General features: G+C 63.9%; 20 protein-coding genes and 1 tRNA gene. 11 read left to right on the forward strand and 10 right to left on the reverse strand.

Annotated features, from left to right (window positions below):
• Positions 1 to 9 precede the first annotated feature (9 nt).
• Complete coding sequence (locus tag AC5STI_RS16195) at positions 10 to 930, forward strand: LysR family transcriptional regulator (protein ID WP_475049398.1); 921 nt, start codon at positions 10 to 12, stop codon at positions 928 to 930.
• A gap of 90 nt (positions 931 to 1,020) precedes the next feature.
• Here the strand turns inward: AC5STI_RS16195 and AC5STI_RS16200 are convergent.
• The 7 genes from AC5STI_RS16200 to AC5STI_RS16230 all read right to left on the reverse strand — a co-directional run bounded on the left by AC5STI_RS16200 (position 1,021) and on the right by AC5STI_RS16230 (position 6,936).
• Positions 1,021 to 1,097 (reverse strand) — tRNA-Pro (locus tag AC5STI_RS16200).
• A 174-nt stretch (positions 1,098 to 1,271) separates the two neighbouring features.
• Positions 1,272 to 2,375, reverse strand: coding sequence for a 3-isopropylmalate dehydrogenase (gene leuB / locus AC5STI_RS16205; RefSeq protein ID WP_260029386.1), 1,104 nt, complete (start codon positions 2,373 to 2,375; stop codon positions 1,272 to 1,274).
• Positions 2,376 to 2,501: 126 nt separating this feature from the next.
• The gene (locus AC5STI_RS16210) at positions 2,502 to 3,545 is read right to left on the reverse strand and encodes an endonuclease/exonuclease/phosphatase family protein (RefSeq protein WP_495447365.1); all 1,044 of its coding nucleotides are present in this window, start codon (positions 3,543 to 3,545) and stop codon (positions 2,502 to 2,504) included.
• Positions 3,542 to 4,378, reverse strand: a complete 837-nt coding sequence (locus AC5STI_RS16215; RefSeq protein WP_495447366.1) for a hypothetical protein — start codon at positions 4,376 to 4,378, stop codon at positions 3,542 to 3,544. Before AC5STI_RS16215 ends, AC5STI_RS16210 begins: the two co-directional genes overlap by 4 nt.
• A 384-nt stretch (positions 4,379 to 4,762) precedes the next feature.
• Positions 4,763 to 5,368 carry a 3-isopropylmalate dehydratase small subunit gene (gene leuD, locus AC5STI_RS16220; RefSeq protein WP_475049403.1) on the reverse strand — a complete coding sequence of 202 codons (606 nt, stop codon included), beginning with the start codon at positions 5,366 to 5,368 and terminating at the stop codon, positions 4,763 to 4,765.
• Between the two features lie 12 nt (positions 5,369 to 5,380).
• Complete coding sequence (gene leuC, locus AC5STI_RS16225; RefSeq protein WP_475049405.1) at positions 5,381 to 6,784, reverse strand: 3-isopropylmalate dehydratase large subunit; 1,404 nt, start codon at positions 6,782 to 6,784, stop codon at positions 5,381 to 5,383.
• A 53-nt stretch (positions 6,785 to 6,837) separates the two neighbouring features.
• Positions 6,838 to 6,936, reverse strand: coding sequence for an isopropylmalate isomerase (locus AC5STI_RS16230; protein ID WP_226429013.1), 99 nt, complete (start codon positions 6,934 to 6,936; stop codon positions 6,838 to 6,840).
• A 168-nt stretch (positions 6,937 to 7,104) separates the two neighbouring features.
• Between AC5STI_RS16230 and AC5STI_RS16235 the strand changes: the two genes are divergently transcribed.
• The 3 genes from AC5STI_RS16235 to rlmH all read left to right on the forward strand — a co-directional run bounded on the left by AC5STI_RS16235 (position 7,105) and on the right by rlmH (position 9,598).
• The gene (locus tag AC5STI_RS16235) at positions 7,105 to 8,481 is read left to right on the forward strand and encodes a mechanosensitive ion channel family protein (protein ID WP_495447776.1); all 1,377 of its coding nucleotides are present in this window, start codon (positions 7,105 to 7,107) and stop codon (positions 8,479 to 8,481) included.
• Positions 8,482 to 8,648: 167 nt separating this feature from the next.
• Positions 8,649 to 9,020 carry a ribosome silencing factor gene (rsfS, locus tag AC5STI_RS16240; RefSeq protein WP_475049409.1) on the forward strand — a complete coding sequence of 124 codons (372 nt, stop codon included), beginning with the start codon at positions 8,649 to 8,651 and terminating at the stop codon, positions 9,018 to 9,020.
• A gap of 107 nt (positions 9,021 to 9,127) precedes the next feature.
• A complete protein-coding gene (rlmH, locus tag AC5STI_RS16245) occupies positions 9,128 to 9,598 on the forward strand; it encodes a 23S rRNA (pseudouridine(1915)-N(3))-methyltransferase RlmH (protein ID WP_421055848.1) in 471 nt (156 codons plus the stop codon).
• Positions 9,599 to 9,650: 52 nt separating this feature from the next.
• Here rlmH and AC5STI_RS16250 read toward each other — a convergent pair whose 3' ends face one another.
• Positions 9,651 to 10,007 (reverse strand): hypothetical protein, encoded by a 357-nt coding sequence (locus tag AC5STI_RS16250; protein ID WP_495447367.1) that lies wholly within the window; start codon positions 10,005 to 10,007, stop codon positions 9,651 to 9,653.
• Between the two features lie 35 nt (positions 10,008 to 10,042).
• The gene (locus tag AC5STI_RS16255; protein WP_490398817.1) at positions 10,043 to 10,765 is read right to left on the reverse strand and encodes a DUF599 domain-containing protein; all 723 of its coding nucleotides are present in this window, start codon (positions 10,763 to 10,765) and stop codon (positions 10,043 to 10,045) included.
• An 80-nt stretch (positions 10,766 to 10,845) separates the two neighbouring features.
• Here AC5STI_RS16255 and AC5STI_RS16260 point away from each other — a divergent pair, with 80 nt between their 5' ends.
• The 7 genes from AC5STI_RS16260 (at position 10,846) to AC5STI_RS16290 (ending at position 17,716) form a co-directional block, all read left to right on the forward strand.
• Positions 10,846 to 12,294 carry an FAD-linked oxidase C-terminal domain-containing protein gene (locus AC5STI_RS16260; RefSeq protein ID WP_495447368.1) on the forward strand — a complete coding sequence of 483 codons (1,449 nt, stop codon included), beginning with the start codon at positions 10,846 to 10,848 and terminating at the stop codon, positions 12,292 to 12,294.
• Between the two features lie 50 nt (positions 12,295 to 12,344).
• Positions 12,345 to 13,442, forward strand: coding sequence for an FAD-binding protein (locus AC5STI_RS16265; RefSeq protein ID WP_495447369.1), 1,098 nt, complete (start codon positions 12,345 to 12,347; stop codon positions 13,440 to 13,442).
• Positions 13,443 to 13,445: 3 nt separating this feature from the next.
• Positions 13,446 to 14,768, forward strand: coding sequence for a glycolate oxidase subunit GlcF (gene glcF / locus AC5STI_RS16270; protein ID WP_495447370.1), 1,323 nt, complete (start codon positions 13,446 to 13,448; stop codon positions 14,766 to 14,768).
• A gap of 152 nt (positions 14,769 to 14,920) precedes the next feature.
• A complete protein-coding gene (locus AC5STI_RS16275) occupies positions 14,921 to 15,679 on the forward strand; it encodes a trypsin-like serine peptidase (protein ID WP_495447777.1) in 759 nt (252 codons plus the stop codon).
• A complete protein-coding gene (locus tag AC5STI_RS16280) occupies positions 15,676 to 16,491 on the forward strand; it encodes a trypsin-like serine peptidase (protein ID WP_495447371.1) in 816 nt (271 codons plus the stop codon). The genes AC5STI_RS16275 and AC5STI_RS16280 overlap by 4 nt, the downstream gene beginning before the upstream one ends.
• A 133-nt stretch (positions 16,492 to 16,624) precedes the next feature.
• Positions 16,625 to 17,089, forward strand: coding sequence for an Hsp20 family protein (locus AC5STI_RS16285; protein ID WP_475049422.1), 465 nt, complete (start codon positions 16,625 to 16,627; stop codon positions 17,087 to 17,089).
• A 234-nt stretch (positions 17,090 to 17,323) separates the two neighbouring features.
• A complete protein-coding gene (locus AC5STI_RS16290; RefSeq protein ID WP_495447372.1) occupies positions 17,324 to 17,716 on the forward strand; it encodes a globin domain-containing protein in 393 nt (130 codons plus the stop codon).
• Positions 17,717 to 17,724: 8 nt separating this feature from the next.
• On the opposite strand, the gene AC5STI_RS16295 is transcribed toward AC5STI_RS16290, so the two are convergent.
• A complete protein-coding gene (locus tag AC5STI_RS16295; protein WP_495447373.1) occupies positions 17,725 to 19,197 on the reverse strand; it encodes an NAD-dependent succinate-semialdehyde dehydrogenase in 1,473 nt (490 codons plus the stop codon).
• Between the last annotated feature and the right edge of the window lie 180 nt (positions 19,198 to 19,377).

Genomic DNA, 19,377 nt, shown 5'->3' on the forward strand with positions numbered 1-19,377 from the left:
GGACGCTAGTTGGACATTATCTGGCTCAAGGATTTTGAGGCATTGGTCGCGTGCAAGAATTTCTCGCGCGCGGCCGAAGAGCGTAATGTCAGCCAGCCTGCTTTCTCCCGCCGTATCCGGGCGCTGGAGAATGAGATCGGGGTGCGGCTGATCAACCGCGAGACACTGCCGCTGACCCTGACGCCGGCGGGGGAGGTGTTCCTGTCCCAGTCCCGCATCATGCTGCGCACCTACGAGGAAACCATCGAGCGCTGCCAGACCATCGACGCGGCGGGCGAGAATGTGATCCGCTTTGCCGCCTCGCAGTCGCTTTATATGACGCACTACAAGACCCTGATTGCGCCCTTGGCGAGCGAAGGCGGGGTGGATACCGACCTCAACTCCACCTCCTGGGCCGCTGACCAATTCGTCAGCGCGCTGCAGCAGGGCTATTGCGACGTGATCCTGACCTACTGGCATCCGTCGATGGATTTCCTCGGCCCGCTGGAGGTTGCCAATTTCGAATACCTGACACTGTCAACGGACCGCTATGTGCCGGTCTCCCGCAGCACCCCGGACGGGGCGCCGGAGTTCGGTTTTGCGGCGGGCAGCAAGGACGCGGTGCCGCTGCTGTCCTATGGCGCAGTGTCCGCCCTGCGGTCGGTGCAGGAGTTCGCCCTGACGCAGCTTTTGCCGACGCAGAAGGTCTTTGTCGTGAACCAGAACGCGCTGGCCAACAGCGTCAAGGCGATGATCCAGGAGGGGTTCGGCATGGGCTGGCTGCCGCTGAGCCTGTGCCGGGAGGAGATCAAGCAGGGACGGTTCGCGGTGGTGGATGAGCGTCTCGCCACCGATCTGGAAATCCGCCTCTACCGCGATCCCCGCAGCACCAAGCAGACACTGGATGTGCTCTGGAAGCAGCTGAAACGCACTGCGACGAAGGCCGCCTGAGCGTCGCTTGTTCGCCAAGCCGGTTAGACGTCTGCCCAAAAAGTACGGTCCCGGCCAATAAAAAAGACGCCCTGAGGCGCCTTGTTTTATTGGTCGGAGTGAGAGGATTCGAACCTCCGACCCCTGCCTCCCGAAGACAGTGCTCTACCAGGCTGAGCTACACTCCGACCGTGGGGGGCGAAATAGCCCAGGGCGCGGGGTTTGACAAGGGCGATTCCACAGAAAGATGCGGTTTTTGAGAATTCTTTTTAGCGGCTTGCGGCGAGGTGCAGGCGGCCATGAAAAAGCCCCGCGCGGACAACCGGGCGGGGCTTTGAGGGTTCCGGAGAATGCTCAGAAAATCAGAGGCTTGCGTCCAGCGCGGCAACAACAGCGTCGCCCATCTGGCTGGTGGAAACCGGCTCCACACCTTCGCTGGCCAGCAGGTCGGCAGTGCGCACGCCGTCGGCCAGCACCTTCTCGACTGCGGCTTCCAGCCGGTCGGCTTCGGCGCCCTGATCGAAGCTGTAGCGCAGCGCCATGGCAAAGCTCAGGATGCAGGCGATCGGGTTGGCCTTGCCTTGGCCCGCGATGTCCGGTGCAGAGCCGTGCACGGGCTCATAGAGCGCCTTGGGGCGGCCGTTTTCCATCGGCGCGCCGAGCGATGCGGAGGGCAGCATGCCCAAGCTGCCGGTCAGCATCGCCGCACAGTCGGACAGGATGTCGCCGAACAGGTTGTCGGTCAGGATCACGTCGAACTGCTTGGGCGCGCGCACCAGCTGCATCGCGCCGTTGTCGGCGTACATGTGCGACAGCTCGACTTCCGGGTAATCGGCCGCCACGCGGGTCACCACCTCGCGCCACAGGATGCCGGATTCCATCACGTTGGCCTTCTCCATTGAGCAGACCTTTTTGTTGCGGCGCATTGCCAGCTCGAAGGCGGAACGGGCGGCGCGTTCGATCTCGGACTCAGTATAGCGCTGGGTGTTGATGCCAACGCGCTCGTTGCCCTCTTCGAAGATGCCGCGCGGCTCGCCGAAGTAGACGCCGGAGGTCAGCTCGCGGACGATCATGATGTCGAGGCCCGCGACGATGTCTTTCTTCAGCGAGGAGAAATCCGCCAGCGCGTCAAAGCACTGTGCCGGGCGCAAGTTGGAATAGAGGTCCATCTCTTTGCGCAGGCGCAGCAGGCCGCGCTCGGGCTTCACGGAGAAGTCCAGGTCGTCATAGGCCGGGCCGCCAACAGCGCCGAGCAGCACCGCGTCGACGTCCTGCGCCTTGGCCATGGTCTCATCCGCCAGCGGTTTGCCGTGCTTGTCATAGGCCGCGCCGCCGACCAGATCCTCGCTTACATCGAACTGCAGGCCGCGCTTGTCGCCGAACCAGGTGATGATCTTGCGCACCTCGGTCATGACTTCGGGGCCGATCCCGTCGCCGGGCAGAATCAGAATCGATGGGTTGGGCATGGGGATCCTCCAAAAAAACAGCTGGCATGGGCGTAGCGGGACAGCCGGGCAGGGTCAATAACGGCCCTTGGAAATAAAGGGGTCTGATGAGGATTTGCCCGCGCAATGAAGGGAAGGCCGGCCGGGTCAGTCCAGCAACAAATCCACCCACACCAGGCGGTGGCGGCTGGCGATGGCTGACGCATCCTCCGGGCTGTCCGGCCAGGCAACGCCGCTGCCGGTGACAGCCAGCCCGGCCGAGGGCAGCACGTAGTCGACCCGCATCTGTCCGACGCCCTGCCAATCCACCGTGGCGGTTCCGCCCTTGGCGCTTTGCGGCTGCGGATCCTGCAGGCGCGGGTCTGCCAGAAGGCGGCGGATAGCCTGTTTGCGGCCCTCGCCTTGCTCAGGGTCAAGATTGGCGTCGCCGGCAATGACAAAGGGAGCTTCGGGCACCGGCCCAAGCTGACCGTCCAGCAGCAGCTGCCACATGCGGATTTCGTCGTGGTTGCGCCGCCCGTTGCGGTCTTCCGGCCCGTCAAAGACCGGCGGGGTGGCATGAAAGGTCATCACATTAAGCCAGCCGCCATCCGGTAGCTCCACAGGCACCAGCCAATGCGCTGCGGAAGACAGCCGCTGCACCGCTTGCGCCTCAGCTGAGGGGAAGGGGCGGCCGTCCGGGTATTGCGGCAGCAGCGGTTCCGGCAGGTCGTGCCACGACAAGGCCGCGAAGTCGCGGATCCCTTCACGGCCGACCGGCAGCCGCGACAGCAGGGCAATCCCGCCCTGGCCGCGGAACCGGCCATAGCCCTGGTTGTCGCGCGGCCCGCCGGTCCTGCCATCGCCATCCAGATCCAGCGGGGCAGGGGGCGGCAGTCCTGCATTGGGCTGCAAGTGGACACGGTGCGGGTAGCTCAGGCCCTGGTCCGCAAGCTGTCCGGCCAAGGCCGCGAGCGCCCGGCCTTCATAGTCCCAGTCAATTCCCTGCAGCGCCAGAACATCCGGTTGCACGGCGGTTATGACGTCCACGACGGCAGTAACTTGCGGGTCTTCGCCGCGCTCTATATCGCGCAGCAGCAATCCCGGCCCGTCGCGCGACAGCTCAGTGTTGAAAGTAGCGATGCGGAGCGTTTCTGCCCGGCCCGTCCCGGCGGCAAGGATCAGAAGTAGACCCGCCGCCAGCCGCCTCATGCGGTCTGCATCGCCTCATCTGCGTTGCTGCAGGCGGCGCGGCGCTTTTGTGCAATCAGGCCGGAAATGCGCAGCATCGCCATGCCGCGCATGATCATCGAGGCCGGCACCAGCGCCCAGGCGCTGATCACCCAGATCAGCATATGCGGTGCCGCCAGCATTCCCGGATCCACCAGGCCCGACATCATCTTGACCACGGCAGGAAGGGCAAAGGGCAGCAGCACGCCGCCGACGATATTGATCCGCCCGTCCCGCTGCAGCCGCTGCACCACATCGCCGCCGGCTGTCGGATCGAACAGGGGCAGGTTGATCCAGACGTTGAATGCGCCGCTGCCGACCGGCCAATGGCCCACCCGGATCACCAGCGCAAAAACGGCGATTGCCAAGGCTGCGACCGTGCCGGCCAGCCCGGCGGCATCGCGCACCATCAGCACCGTTGCCTCCGGCACCTGCGGCGGCATCATCAGCACCGTCAGCTGCACCGGAGAGTAGGCAAAATCCAGCTGTCCGCCCAGCCAGGAGCCCAGCCGCTGCACCAGCGCTGTCAGCCCGGTCGGGGCCAGCGGATGGGCCGCCAGCAGGCTTAGCGCGCCGAGCGAGGCGGCGCAGGCGCCAAAACGCATCCGGTTGATTGGCGGTGCATTGCGGAACTCGATGAAGCTGGGGAAATGGGTGTAATACTCGGTGAAAGCCAGGGCAGAGCCCAGAAGGGCAATGAACAGGACGACCTCCGGCGAATCGGTAGAGGCTGCTGGCAGGATCAGCGTCGGCATTGCAAACAGCATAGCCACCAGCAAGCCGCGGAAAGCCGCGCCTGTTATTCGTGCTAACACGTCTCCGTATCCCTTCAAGCCGGACCGGGTGTTTTTGTCCCTGGTTCCGGAATTGAAGCCCCCCGGGACAGCCCGGGGTGCTCTGCCTCATTTTTGATTTACTGTTGCCGGCAGGCGGTATTCCGCTCAAGGCCCGGCAGCAGGGAAAGGGGCACATTGACTGCGAGAGTGGTGCGGTATTGCATCATCGTGGGGGCGAAAAAGACACGTTTTTAGGGCGTTCTACCAGATGCTGTGGTGGCGGAGAGAGCGCGCACAACGAAGCCGCGCCCGATAATGCGCTGCTGAAACACTGAATAGGCACAGTGCGATTCTCTTGAAGCCGCAAAAGAAAGAGCCGCCCGGGCGGGCGGCTCTGGAAAGCTTCGGCTGATTCAGCCGGGATCAGACCCAGGGGCGCTCCTGCGCGGCCTTGGTCTCGAAGGTCTTGATCGAGCCGGCTTTTTCCAGGGTCAGGCCGATATCGTCCAGTCCGTTCAGCAGGCAGTGCTTCTTGAAGGGATCAACGTCGAACTTGATGACTTCGCCGTCCGAGGTGGTGATCTCCTGTGCTTCCAGATCGACGGTCATGCGGGCGTTTTCGCCCTTCTCCGCGTCGGCCATCAGGATATCAACCTGCTCCTGCGGCAGCACGATCGGCAGGATGCCGTTCTTGAAGCTGTTGTTGTAGAAGATGTCCGCGAACGAGGTCGAAACGATGCACTTGATGCCGAAATCGGCAATCGCCCAGGGCGCGTGCTCGCGCGAGGAGCCGCAGCCGAAGTTGTCACCCGCCACCAGGATCTCGGCGTTGCGGTACTGCGGCTTGTTCAGCACGAAATCCTCGATCTCGGTGCCGTCGCGGTTGTAACGCATCTCGTCGAACAGGTTCTTGCCGAAACCGGTGCGCTGAATGGACTTCAGGAACACCTTCGGGATGATCATGTCGGTGTCGATGTTGACCAGCGGCATCGGTGCGGCAACGCCTTGGATCTTTGTGAACTTTTCCATGCTTCTGGCTCCTTACATCAGCTCGCGCACGTCGGTCAGCTTGCCGGTCAGGGCAGCGGCGGCAGCCATGGCAGGCGACACCAGGTGGGTGCGGCCCTTATAGCCCTGGCGGCCTTCGAAGTTCCGGTTCGAGGTTGCGGCGCAACGCTCGCCCGGGGCCAGCTGGTCGGGGTTCATCGCCAGGCACATGGAGCAGCCCGCAAGGCGCCACTCGAAACCGGCGGACTCAAATATCTCGGCCAGGCCTTCTTCCTCGGCCTGCGCCCGTACCAGGCCGGAGCCGGGAACGATCATGGCGCGCATGCCGTCCTTGATCTTCTTGCCTTTCACGACCTCTGCGACGGCGCGCAGGTCTTCGATACGGCCGTTGGTGCAGGAGCCGATGAACACGGTGTCGATTTCGATGTCGGTCAGCTTCTGGCCGGGGGTCAGCCCCATGTACTCGATCGAGCGGCGCGCCGCCTCGACCTTGCCGCCGGTGAAGTCCTCGGGGTTCGGCACAACGCCGGTGATCGGCAGCACGTCCTCGGGCGAGGTGCCCCAGGTCACGACCGGCTGGATGTCCTCACCTTTCAGGGTGATCACCTTGTCGAAATGCGCGCCTTCGTCGGTGTACAGGGTCTTCCACCAGTTCAGCGCGGCTTCCCACTGGGCGCCTTTCGGGGCGTGCGGGCGGCCTTTGACGTATTCAAAGGTGGTCTCGTCCGGCGCGATCAGGCCAGCGCGGGCGCCGCCTTCGATTGCCATGTTGCAGACGGTCATGCGGCCTTCCATCGACAGGTCGCGGATCGCTTCGCCGCAGTATTCGATGACATAGCCGGTGCCGCCGGCGGTGCCGGTCTCGCCGATCACGGCCAGAGTGATATCCTTGGCGGTCACACCCGGCTTCAGCTTGCCGGTGATCTCCACCTTCATGTTCTTGGACTTCTTCTGGATCAGCGTCTGGGTGGCCAGCACATGCTCCACCTCGGAGGTGCCGATGCCATGCGCCAGCGCGCCAAAGGCGCCGTGGGTGGCGGTGTGGCTGTCGCCGCAGACCACGGTCATGCCGGGCAAGGTCCAGCCCTGTTCCGGGCCGACGATGTGCACGATGCCCTGGCGGACGTCATCCACCGGGTAGTAATGCACCCCGAATTCCTTGGCGTTCTTGTCGAGCGCCTCCACCTGGATGCGGCTTTCCTCGTTCTCGATGCCTTTGGCACGGTCCAGCGTGGTCGGCACGTTGTGGTCCGGCACAGCGATGGTCTTTTCAGGCGCGTGCACCTTGCGGCCGGCCATGCGCAGGCCTTCAAACGCCTGCGGGCTGGTCACTTCGTGGACCAGGTGGCGGTCGATATAGAGCAGGCAGGTGCCGTCCTCTGCTTCATGCGCAACATGCGCATCCCAGATCTTGTCATAGAGTGTCTTGGGGGACATGGGTCCTCTCCCGTGATGTATTGGGTATGCTGGCTTTGGGCTGGGCAAGCACCTTATAGGCGCGCCAGGACCGTGCGGGCGGCGCCAAAGAACCGCTCGCGCAGGCGGGCGCGGTCTTGCAGTTCGATCTTTTGGGCCAATACGAGGGTCATGGCTGTCAGATACATCCGCACGGGCCGGCAATCAAGATTCGTTCTCTGCTGCGCGGCTTCCAGGCCCGAAGCTGGGAGATAACCCGGTCACTACGTCGGCTTTCCGTCCAGCGTCTGTTCTTGATCAAATCCCGTCCGGACGGCAGACTGCTTCAAAAAGGGGGCGTGATGGAGCCGGAGGAGCAGACCCAACCCAAGGACGCACTGGCGGAAAGCGCCGCGGAAGCGATTGAGCTCGGCCAGCAGCTGTGGGAATTCGCCGCCGGCGGCATTGAGCTGCTGCTGAGGCCCTGGAACGCCTATCAGGTGGGGATCGCGGCAGCGCTCTTCGTGCTGGCGACCCTGATTGCCCGGCCAGTGGCCCAGGCATTTCACAATTGGCTGCGCGGGCGCGAGGGCTGGCCGCGCTGGCGGATGCGTTTGGGGCTGGTGGTGCACAAGCGGATCCGCGGGGTTCTGTTCGTGGTGCTGATCTGGACGGTTGTCCTGATCATGCAAGAGGCCACCTGGCCCAGCCGCTCGCGCCTGCTGGCAGTGATTGCCAACCTGTCGCTGGCCTGGCTGATCGTCTCCTTCGCCACCCGCCTGGTCGGCAACCCGCTGCTGCGAAACCTGGTGAAATACGGCGCCTGGACCTGGATCACCCTGCGCATCCTGGGGATCACACAGGAGGCCACAGCGCTGCTGGACAGCATCGCGATTGATTTCGGCGACCTCAGAATCTCGCTGTTTCTGGTGGTTCAGGCGGCTGTAATCCTCGGGGTGATGCTCACGCTGGCACGGGTGATTTCGCAGGTTGCCGCAAACCGGATCCGTGCCAACTCCGAGATTTCCCCGTCAATGCAGGTGCTGGCAGCCAAGCTGGCGCAGATCCTGCTGTTCGGCGGTGCCTTCTTTATCGGGCTGAGGGCCATCGGTATCGACCTGACCGGCCTGGCGTTGCTGTCGGGCGCCATCGGCGTGGGCCTCGGCTTTGGCCTGCAGAAGGTGGTGTCGAACCTTGTGTCCGGTCTGATCATCCTGCTCGACAAGTCGATCAAGCCGGGCGACGTGATCTCTTTGGGCAATACCTTCGGCTGGATCAACGCGCTGGGCGCGCGCTATGTCTCCGTCGTCACCCGCGACGGGCGCGAATACCTGATCCCGAACGAGGACCTGATCACCACCCAGGTTGTGAACTGGTCGCATTCGGACAAGTTCGTCCGCCTGGATCTGAACTTCGGGACCGCCTATGACGATGACCCCCACAAGGTCCGCAAGATCGCGATTGAGGCGGCCTCCGGCGTCAGCCGTGTCCTGCAGTACGGCAGCAAGAAACCGGTCTGCCACATCACCGGTTTCGGCGACAGCAGCGTTGATTACGTGCTGCGGTTCTGGATCGACGACCCCACCGGCGGGCTGACCAATATCCGCGGCAACGTCTTTCTGGCGCTGTGGGACGCGTTCCAGGCCCAGGGCATCTCCATCCCCTTCCCGCAGCGCGAGGTGCGGATGCTGAACGACCCGCTGCCGGTCAGGGTTGCACCCGGCGAAGATGACGGATAAAGCACATGGCTTGCATCGTGGAGAGGGGCTTTCATTGAAAGTTTACCCACTGGTTGCTACATTATTAACAGGCCCGGCGCCGGGGCTTGACGGCGCGTTGTAAGGAGGACCATGTCCTGTCACCCGTACCTCAAGCGGCAGATGCCGCTGTTAATGGGGCAGCCGTGATGGCCGCCCAGTCCCAGCCCACCAGCGAACAGCTGCTGGAGCGGATTCTCTCCTCACTCAGCGATGATAAGGCCGAAGATGTTGTGCAGATCGACCTGCGCGGCAAAACGTCGATTGGCGATTATATGGTGATGGCCTCCGGCCGCTCCACCCGCCAGGTCGCGGCAATGTCGGAAAAACTGATGGACCGGCTCAAACAGGAGTTCCGGATCAGCTGCAAGGTCGAAGGCAAGGATACAGGCGACTGGGTTCTGATCGACACCGGTGATGTGATTGTCCATATCTTCCGCCCGGAAGTGCGCGAGTTCTACCAGCTCGAGAAGATGTGGATGCCCGCAGCCACCGCGGCAGACTCCGCCGCCGAGAGCTGAGCCAACGGCTGATTTGATGCAGGCCCGCGCCTGGGTGCGGGCCGGATTGCTTCAGGCCCGGTATTATCAGGCCGGGTATTTTCAGGCCCGGTATTTTCAGGACTGTCATGCGTCTGCATATCTGTGCGGCCGGCCGTTTGCGGGCTGGCCCGGAAAAATCCCTCATCGACGACTACCTCACCCGGTTCGACCGGACCGGCCGCGCGCTCGGCCTGGGGCCTGCGCGGGTGGTGGAGATCGAGGACAAGAAGAACGCAGGCATGGCGGCTGAGGCCGCACTCTTGCGCAAAGCGCTGCCCAAGGGCGCGGTGATCTGCACCCTGGATGAGCGCGGCAAGGTGATCTCCTCCCCGGATTTCGCGGACAAGCTGGCCGGCTGGCGCGACAGTGGCCGCCAGGATCTGGCGCTGATCATCGGCGGCGCGGACGGGATTGATCCCAGCCTGCGGGCTGAGGCCGATTTCTCGATCTCTTTCGGCAAGATGGTCTGGCCGCACATGCTGGTGCGGGTGATGCTGGCCGAGCAGATCTACCGCGCTGCAACCATTCTGGCGGGCAGCCCGTATCACCGGGTGTGAATGCGCCTTGCGGCGCATGCCTGCGGCGCGAGTATTTTTGGAAAGATGAAAGTCAGGGCAGGGTGAGGACGTATGTTTCTTCGCCCCAGCCATCCGTCAGGCAGCGGGCCTGAATCCGCACCTGATTTGTGCCGTCCGGCACCTGCACGCCGCTTAAGGACCGTGTAAAGGGCTGTTCCAGCTCATGCGGATGCGCCAGCACGCGCAAGCCCAGCTCATTGCCTTCCATGTCCAGCACCCGCCAGCCGTCGGCGTAGTGCTCCCATCCGGTGTCAGGGTGGGAGAGGGTGACGCTGAAGGTCCAGCCGCCGCCGGAGTGGCGGGCGGCGGCGTTCCCGATAACTGGTTCGTCCGCAAGGGCGGGCGTGGCAGCAGCGCAAAGCGCGCCGGTCAGCAGCAGGTGTCTCATGCCAGGACCATATCTTTGCTGGCAGAGGCCTGCAGTCACGAAACCGTGTCCCCGTCGCTTTCCGGCGGGATGCGCATCAGGATAGTGCGCGAGTGCGAGACGAACTCGCGCCGGTAGAGGACGGCGAAGGTGATCACCGCTGCACCGGCCAGCGGCAGCGCACCCGCCAGCCAGGCCACTGCGGCGAGGGCGAAATAGGTCGCCCGCATGCCACGGTTAAAGCTGCGTGCGGCTGTGATGCTGATCTCGGCGGCCTGCGCGGCGCGCGGATAGGCCAGCGGGTCCTCCCGGTCATTCGGCACAGCCGCCATCACCACCGCGCAATAGCCGAACAGCCGGTGGGACCAGACGAATTTCAGAAACGCGTTCGACAGAAACAGCAGCACCACCAGGATCTTGATCTCCCAGACAAAGGCCGGGGCGCTGTCCTGGATGAGGTCCTCGGCAACGCCTGCCAGCTGCTCTGTATTGCCGATCAGCGCCAGCCCGCCGCCAATGGCGATCATCGCGGCGGAGGCAAAGAACGCCGTCGCCTGGCGCAGGTTGCCCGCCAGCTGGGCGTCAAAGATCCGCGGATCGCGCTCCACCATCCGCTTCATCCAGTCGCGCCGGAAATCGGCCATCAGCCAGGACACCGACGGCCGCCCTTTTGGCGGGTTCTCAATGCGCCAGCCGATCCACAGCCAGCTGGCGATCAGCAGGGTCAGGGCGGCAAGGTCGAACAGGGAAAACTGCGCAAGGCGGGTGGTCCAGATCATGGCCCGACCCTAGCGCGGCATTCCGCCCCTTGCCAGATGCGATAAATTGGTAATATTATTTTACCAAAGAGGAGAGCCCCATGGAGATGCCATCCCCGAACCCCGCCATTCTGGCCCGTAAGGCGCGGCTTGCCGAACGGCTGCTGGCCGTGCTGCCGTCCGATGCGGTTATCCAGGATGAGATGGAGACCCGCGCCTATGAGTGCGATGCGCTGACCGCCTACAAATGCCCGCCTTTGATGGCAGTGCTGCCGCGCACCACGCAGGAGGTCTCAGACATTCTGCGCATCTGCCACGAGGAAGGCGTCCCGGTGGTGCCGCGCGGGGCGGGCACGTCGCTGGCAGGCGGGGCGCTGCCGACCGCGGATTGCGTGATCCTGGGCGTGGCCCGCATGAACGAGGTGCTGGAGACAGACTATGAAAACCGCATCATCCGGGTACAGACCGGCCGCACCAACCTGAGCGTTTCCGGCGCGGTGGAGGAGGAAGAGTTCTTTTACGCGCCCGACCCGTCCTCGCAGCTGGCCTGTGCGATTGCTGGCAATATCGCGATGAACTCCGGCGGGGCGCATTGCCTGAAATACGGCGTCACCACCAACAACTTGCTTGGCGTGACCATGGTGATGATGGATGGCACCGTGGTGGAGATCGGCGGTGCCCATCTGGATCCGGGCGGGCTGGACCTGCTGGGCGTGATTTGCGGCAGCGAGGGCCAGCTGGGTGTGGTGACCGAAGCCACCCTGCGCATCCTGCGCAAGCCGGAGGGCGCCCGGCCGGTTCTGATCGGCTATGACAGCAACGAGGTGGCCGGCGCCTGTGTGTCGGACATCATCAAGGCAGGCGTGCTGCCGGTGGCTATCGAATTCATGGACCGCCCCTGCATCGAGGCCTGCGAGGCCTTTGCCAAGGCGGGCTACCCGATGTGCGAGGCGCTTCTGATCATCGAGGTTGAGGGCAGCCCGGCGGAAATCGACCACCAGCTTGGACTGATCGTGGAGATTGCCCGTTCCCACAACCCGGTGGAACTGCGCGAGGCCAGCGACGCGGATGAGGCCGCCCGCATCTGGCTGGGCCGCAAATCGGCCTTTGGCGCCATGGGGCAGATCAACGATTACATGTGCCTGGACGGGACCATCCCGGTATCCTCGCTGCCTTTCGTGCTGCGCCGGATCGGCGAGATGAGCAAGGAATTCGGTCTGGACGTGGCCAACGTCTTTCACGCGGGCGACGGCAACATGCACCCGCTAATCCTGTTCGACGCCAACAAACCGGGAGACTTGGAAACCTGCGAGGCCTTCGGCGCCGAGATCCTGAAGCTGTGTGTCGAGGCAGGCGGCTGCCTGACCGGCGAGCATGGCGTGGGGATCGAGAAACGGGATCTGATGCTGCATCAGTACAGCGAAGCGGATTTGGAGGCGCAGCTGAAGGTCAAAGACGTGTTTGACCCCAAGTGGCTGCTCAATCCGGCCAAGGTGTTTCCGCTGCCGGTGACCGAAGGCCGCCGGGCCGTGGCGCTGGCTGCCGAGTAATGGGGGTTTTGCCCCCAAACCCCCAGAGTATTTCCGGAAAGATGAAAATGATGACACCAGGGAGCGAGGCGGAACTGGCCGAAGCCATTGCAGGCGTAAGCGGGCCACTCAGCATTCGGGGCGGCGGAACCCGCGGGCTGGCGGTGGAAGGCGAGGTCCTGAGTACTCGCGGTCTAGCTGGAGTGGAGCTCTACGAGCCCGGCGCCCTGACGCTGGTGGTCAAGGCGGGCACGCCGGTTGCCGAAGTGGAGGCGCTATTGGCCACGGAGAACCAGCAGCTGGCGTTCGAGCCGATGGACCACCGCGGGCTGCTGGGAACGGATGGCGAGCCCACAATTGGCGGGGTGATTGCCGCGGGTCTTTCCGGCCCCCGGCGCATCCAGACGGGGGCGGCGCGCGATCACCTGCTGGGGGTGCGGTTCGTGGACGGCAGCGGCCAGGCGGTCAAGAATGGCGGCCGGGTGATGAAGAACGTGACCGGATATGACCTGGTGAAGCTGATGTGCGGCGCCCATGGCACCCTGGGGGTGCTGACGGAAGTGTCTCTCAAGGTGCTGCCGCGGGCCGAGGCCAGTGCCACGGTGACCGTGGCCGGCGTGGATCTGCCCGCTGCGGTGCGGGCGATGTCGGCGGCTTTGGGCTCCCCCTATGATGTCACTGGCGCGGCCTATGATGCGAAGAGCAAACAGGCGCATATCCGGGTGGAGGGGTTCCAGGACTCCGCCGCCTACCGCAGCGGCAGGCTGGCGGAGCTGCTGTCGGCCTGCGGTTCAACCGAAGTGCACGAGGATGCCCAAGGCCTGTGGCAGGGGATCCGCGATGTGTCTTCCTTTCACGGGCGGGACGGAGACGTCTGGCGGATATCGGTGAAACCGTCAGATGCCGTCGATCTGGCCCCGCGGCTGGAGGCGGAGGCGCTGCAGTTCGACTGGGGCGGCGGGCTGATCTGGGCGCTTGTCCCCGCGGGGACAGAGCTGCGAAACCGGATCAGCGTGCCGGGCCATGCCACGCTCGTTCGTGCCTCGCAGGACACCCGCGCCCGGCTGGGCGTGTTCCAGCCGCAGCCCGCACCGCTGGCGGCCATTTCCGAAGGGCTGCGGCGCCAGTTTGATCCGCGCGGCATCCTCAACCCGGGCCTGATGGGGTAAGACATGCAGACCACTTTCACTGAAGAACAACTGCAGGACCCCGGGACCAAGCGGGCCAATGAAATCCTGCGGACCTGCGTTCACTGCGGTTTCTGCACCGCCACCTGTCCCACCTATCAGGTGCTGGGCGACGAGCTGGACAGTCCGCGCGGCCGGATCTATCTGATCAAGGACATGCTGGAGAACGAGCGGGTGCCGGACGCAAAGACAGTCAAGCACATCGACCGCTGCCTCAGCTGCCTGGCCTGCATGACCACCTGCCCCTCGGGCGTGCACTACATGCACTTGGTGGATCACGCACGCGCCTACATCGAAAAGCACTACGACCGCCCGTGGAGCGATAAGGCGCTGCGCTGGCTCTTGGCGCGGATCCTGCCCTATCCGGGCCGGTTCCGGCTGGCGCTGCTGGGGGCCAAGCTGGCGAAACCCTTCAAGGGGCTGCTGCCGGATCCCCGGCTGCGCGCGATGCTGGATATGGCGCCGAAAACCATTCCGCCGGTCAGCCGCAATGACGATCCGCAGAGCTTTGCGCCCGAGGTTCCGCGCAAGAAACGCGTGGCGCTGATGACCGGCTGCGCGCAGAAGGCGCTGAACACCGATATCAACGACGCCACCATCCGCCTGCTGACCCGGCTGGGCTGCGAGGTGGTGGTAGCCGAGGGCGCGGGCTGCTGCGGCGCGCTGACCCATCACATGGGGCGCGAGGACGAGAGCCACGCCACCGCGGCCAGGAATATCCGCGCCTGGGCGGCGGAGATGGAGGAACAGGGGCTGGACGCCATTGTCATCAACACCTCCGGCTGCGGCACCACGGTTAAGGATTATGGTCACATGTTCCGCAATGAGCCGCTGGCGGCAGACGCTGCGCGGGTCTCGGCCATCTCGATGGATATCTCCGAACTTCTGATGCAGCTGGAGCTGCCCGAGGGCGCAGACAAAGGGCTGACCGTGGCCTATCACGCCGCTTGCTCGCTGCAGCACGGGCAGCAGATCAAGACGCATCCGAAGACATTGCTGAAACGCGTAGGCTTCAAAGTGGTGGAGCCCGCCGACAGCCACCTGTGCTGCGGGTCGGCCGGCACCTACAACCTGATGCAGCCGGAAATCTCTGCCGAGCTGAAGGCGCGCAAAGTGAAGGCGCTGGAGGCGAAGTCACCCGATCTGATTGCGGCTGGGAACATCGGCTGCATGATGCAGATCGGCTCCGGCACGGAGGTGCCCATCGTGCACACGGTGGAGCTCTTGGACTGGGCGACCGGCGGCCCGCAGCCGCCTGCGATGACTGCGCCGGGCAAACGCGCGCCGGAGGTGCCGATCCTGCGCTGAGGCCGCCGCCAAAAGAATCGGGCTGCATTCACCGCAGGCTTGCCGTAATTTTGCCTGAACAGACAGGTAATCTCCCAGCCGGTGGATAAGAGGAGACGCAGGTGAGGCAGTGGATTCTTGCGGTTGCAGCGCTGTTGCTGCCGGCCGCGGTGATGGCGCAGGACAGCCGGTTGCAGCGGATGGATACGCTGGATGCAGGCCGCAAGTGGGAGGCCGTTGGCCGGCTCGACGTGAATGGCGAGGGGTTCTGCACCGGTGCCTTGATCGCCCCCGACCTGGTGCTGACCGCCGCGCATTGCCTCTATGACAGCCGCACCAAGGCGCCGATTGATCCCGCCACCATCGAATTCCTGGCCGGCTGGCGCAACGGGCGCGCCTCGGCCTACCGCAGCGTGCGCCGGGCGGTGCAGCATCCCTTGTATGTCTATGACGGTGAGCTGTCGACGGACCGGGTGCGCAACGACATTGCCCTGCTGCAATTGCAGCGTCCGATCCGCAACACCACGGTAACGCCTTTTGAAACCGAAGAGCGCCCGCGCAAGGGCGCGAAAATCGGTGTGGTCTCTTATGCCCATGACCGCTCCGAGGCGCCGTCCTTGCAGGAAGTCTGCGCGGTGATGGCGCGCCAGCAAGGGGTGTTGGTGATGTCCTGCGACGTGGATTTCGGTTCCTCCGGGGCGCCGGTGTTTTCCTTTGAAGGCGGCACCCCGCGGATCGTCTCGGTCATTTCCGCCAAGGCCGAGGTGAGCGGCGAGCGGGTCTCGCTCGGTTCTGCCCTGGCCGAAGAGCTGACGCTGTTGCAGGCGCAACTGACCGGCGTGGCGACAGGCGGCCGCTTGCCGCCTGGTGTCGGGCGTGTGCGGGTTGGCGAGGGGCGCAGCTCTTCTGGTGCCAAGTTCATCAGGCAATGATCTGGCGGGCTTTGATAGCAGCTGTTGCCATGCTGGCGTACGCTGGCAGCGCAATGGCGCAGGGGACTGGCCTGCGGCGCCTGACTGATCGCGATGACCTGCTGGGCTGGGAGGCCGTGGGGCGGCTGGAGCTGAACGGCCAGGGGTTCTGCACCGGCACATTGATCGCACCGGATCTGGTGCTGACCGCGGCGCATTGCGTCTATGGCCGGGACAAGACCCTGCGCCCGGCGGAGCAGATCACCTTCCGCGCCGGCCTGCGCGACGGGGTGGCAATTGCCGAGCGCCGGGCGCTGCAGATCGCCGCGCATCCGGGCTTTGACCCGCGTACCCCGCTGAGCCTGGAAAACATCCGTCACGACGTGGCGCTGATCCGGCTGGCAGAGCCGGTCCTCAGCGGTCAGGCGGATACCTTTGCCCTGCATTCGGGCCGTGAGTACGGCAGTGATATCTCGGTCACGTCTTATGGCCAGGGCCGTGCAGAGGCGCTGTCGCGGCAGCGCCAGTGCAACCTGATGGGAGAGCATCAGGATGTGCTTATGATCGACTGCAACGTCACCTTCGGCTCTTCCGGGGCGCCGGTGTTCTCGCAGGTGGGCGGGCGCGGGCGCATTTTGGCGCTGGTATCCGGCGGTGGCAACTACCGGGGCAAGCAGGTGGCCTTTGGCATGAAACTGCCGCAGCGGGTGGCGGAGCTGAAGGCCCAGCTGCGCCGCAATCCGGCGGCGGCGCCGGACCGGCGGATCAAGCGGATCCGGGTCGGCGGCGGCAGCTCCGCAGGCGGTGCGAAATTTGTGCGCCCGGGCGGCTGACAGCCCCCTTGAAGCCGTATTTTCCCCTTCCTATCTCAGGACTATCCGGGCAGCCGCTGATTGGGGCCCGGAAAATTCCAGCCTGTCCCCGCGGGGAAGGCACCCAGAAATCGCTCATGAATGAGGATGGAAGATGCGTACTTTTGATTTCACACCGCTGCACCGTGCAACCATCGGCTTTGACCAGATCGCCAACCTGATGGACCGCGCCCTGAGCGCCGATGCCGCCCAGTCCAGCTACCCGCCCTACAACATCGAAAAGACCGACGCCGACAGCTATCGCATCTCGATTGCCGTCGCCGGTTTTGCCGAGGAAGACCTGAGCGTCGAAGTGAAGGAAAATGCCCTGGTTGTCGCCGCCAAGAAGGCCGAAGACAGCGAGGAACGTACCTTCCTGCACCGCGGCATCGCCACCCGCGCCTTTGAACGCCGCTTTACCCTGGCCGACCATGTCCGCGTGACCGGCGCCAGCCTGGAAAACGGCATGCTGCATATCGATCTGCACCGCGAGGTGCCGGAGGCGCTGAAACCGCGCCGGATCGAAATCTCCTCCTCCCGCTCGAGCCGTCCCGAGATCGAGGCCAAAACGGTCAACTGATCCCGCGGATTTTCGAGTGTTCCAGCCCCCCGCGTTGCGGGGGGCTTTTTTGCGCTGTTTGAAGGGCTTGGATAGGGGGGCGGTTCCGGGTCGGGGCGCAGGCTGCCCCGGGCCTCAAGGTGTGGATGTCGTTTTTGGGCTGCAAGGTGCCGTAAACGTCCGTATCAAATTCAATCATTGAGATGTAATTTTATGGTGATTTAATCTTGAAACTTTCAAGTTCAGGGTAGGTGGGTGGAGCCGCGGCATATAGAAATCGTCACCGGAAGCTTTGGCCGTATCTACTCGCAAAAAGCTGTTCTAGCCGAACATTTCTACAGGCACTTGCTTGCAGAGCTTCCCCACGTAAAACCCTACTTCACCGGCGAGGCGCCGAAGCAGAAAGAGATGTTTTCGATTATGCTTGCCGCGGCGGTAGGCGGGCTTACTGACGATCGTGATCTCTGCGAGCTTTGCGAAGGGTTGAAAGTATCCCACTCCGCCTATGGTCTGGGAAGTTATGAAGTTGAGAAGACGGTGGAGTCCCTGCTCAAGGCCCTTCGGCAGGTTCTAGGCAGCGAGTTCGACACAGAGATGGAACAAGCTTGGGGGCAGGCCATCGCCCGGCTGGTCCGGGCGATGGTATAGAGGTCTGATCAGACCGACATGCAGATGTACTTCATCTCCAGGTAATCTTCGATACCGTGGTGGCTGCCTTCGCGGCCCAGGCCGGACTGCTTGACGCCGCCGAACGGGGCGACCTCAGTGGAGATAATGCCGGTGTTCACCCCGACGATCCCGTATTCCAGCGCCTCGGCCACCTTGTACACGCGGCTCAGATCCTTGGCGTAGAAATAGGACGCCAGGCCAAAGATGGTGTCATTGGCCATTGCGATCACTTCGTCCTCGTCCTCGAACTTGAACAGCGGGGCGAGGGGGCCAAAGGTCTCGTCGGTGGCAAAGGCCATGTCCTGGGTCGCGCCCTTGACGATGGTCGGCTGGAAGAAGCTGCCGCCCAGCTCCGACGGGTTGCCGCCCAGGATCACTTCGCCGCCCTTGGAGGTGGCGTCGGAAATATGCTCCTGCACCTTGTCGAGGGCGTCCTTGTTGATCAGCGGGCCGAAGTGGGTGTCTTCCTTGAGGCCATCACCCACGTTCATCTTCTCGACCGCGGCTTTCAGCTTCTCCGCAAAGGCATCGTAGACGCCGGCCTGCACATAGATCCGGTTGGCGCAGACGCAGGTCTGGCCGTTGTTGCGGAACTTGCACATGATGGCACCTTCGACGGCGGCATCCAGATCGGCGTCGTCGAACACGATGAAGGGCGCGTTGCCGCCCAGTTCCATCGAGCATTTCATCACCTGCTCGGAGGCCTGCTTCAGCAGGATGCGGCCCACTTCGGTGGAGCCGGTAAAGGTCAGCTTGCGCACCGCGGGGTTTTCGCAGAATTCCTTGCCCACATCCGAAGAGCGTGATGACGGAACCACGTTGAACACGCCCGCGGGGATCCCGGCGCGTTCTGCCAGAACCGCCAGCACGATGGCCGACAGCGGCGTCTCCGCCGCGGGGCGCGCAACGAAGGAGCAGCCCGCCGCCAGCGCCGGGCCGGCCTTGCGGGTGATCATCGCGTTGGGGAAGTTCCACGGCGTGATCGAGGCGGCGACGCCAATCGGCTGCTTGATCACGGTGATGCGCTTGTCGCGCTGGTGGCCGGGGATGGTCTCGCCGTAGACCCGCTTGGCCTCTTCGGCAAAGAACTCGATGAAGGAGGCGCCATAGGCGATCTCGCCGCGCGACTCAGCCAGCGGCTTGCCCATTTCGGCGGTCAGGATCACTGCCAGATCCTCCTGGTTCTCCATCATCAGGTCGAACCACTTGCGCAGCACGTTGGCGCGCTCCTTGCCGGTCCACTTGGCCCAGTCTTTTTGCGCGGCTTCAGCCTGGGCAATGGCTCCGGCCACTTGGGCACGGCTGACATCGGCCACTTGGGCGATCACGTCGCCGCGGGCGGGGTTGGTCACGTCAAAGGTGCCGTCGCCGTCGGCAAACTTGCCGCCGATATAGGCGCGGGTCTCCAGCAGGCTGGGGTCTTTGAGCAGGGATTTCAGATCAGTGGTAGCGTCAAGCATTGCGTGCCTCCCGGGTGTTCTGTCGCTGAAATGCAAATCAGCTGTGCCTTGATATGTCCAGAAGGATTGATGAGTCCAGAATTTGATCAAATTTTTCGGCAGGGATTGCGGGAGGCGGGATTTTCAGCCGGGCAATTTGACATGTCCTGTGCGAGACTGTCAGGTAGCCGCAAAGAATAA

The organism is Leisingera sp. CC-HEC096 (genome assembly GCF_059429235.1).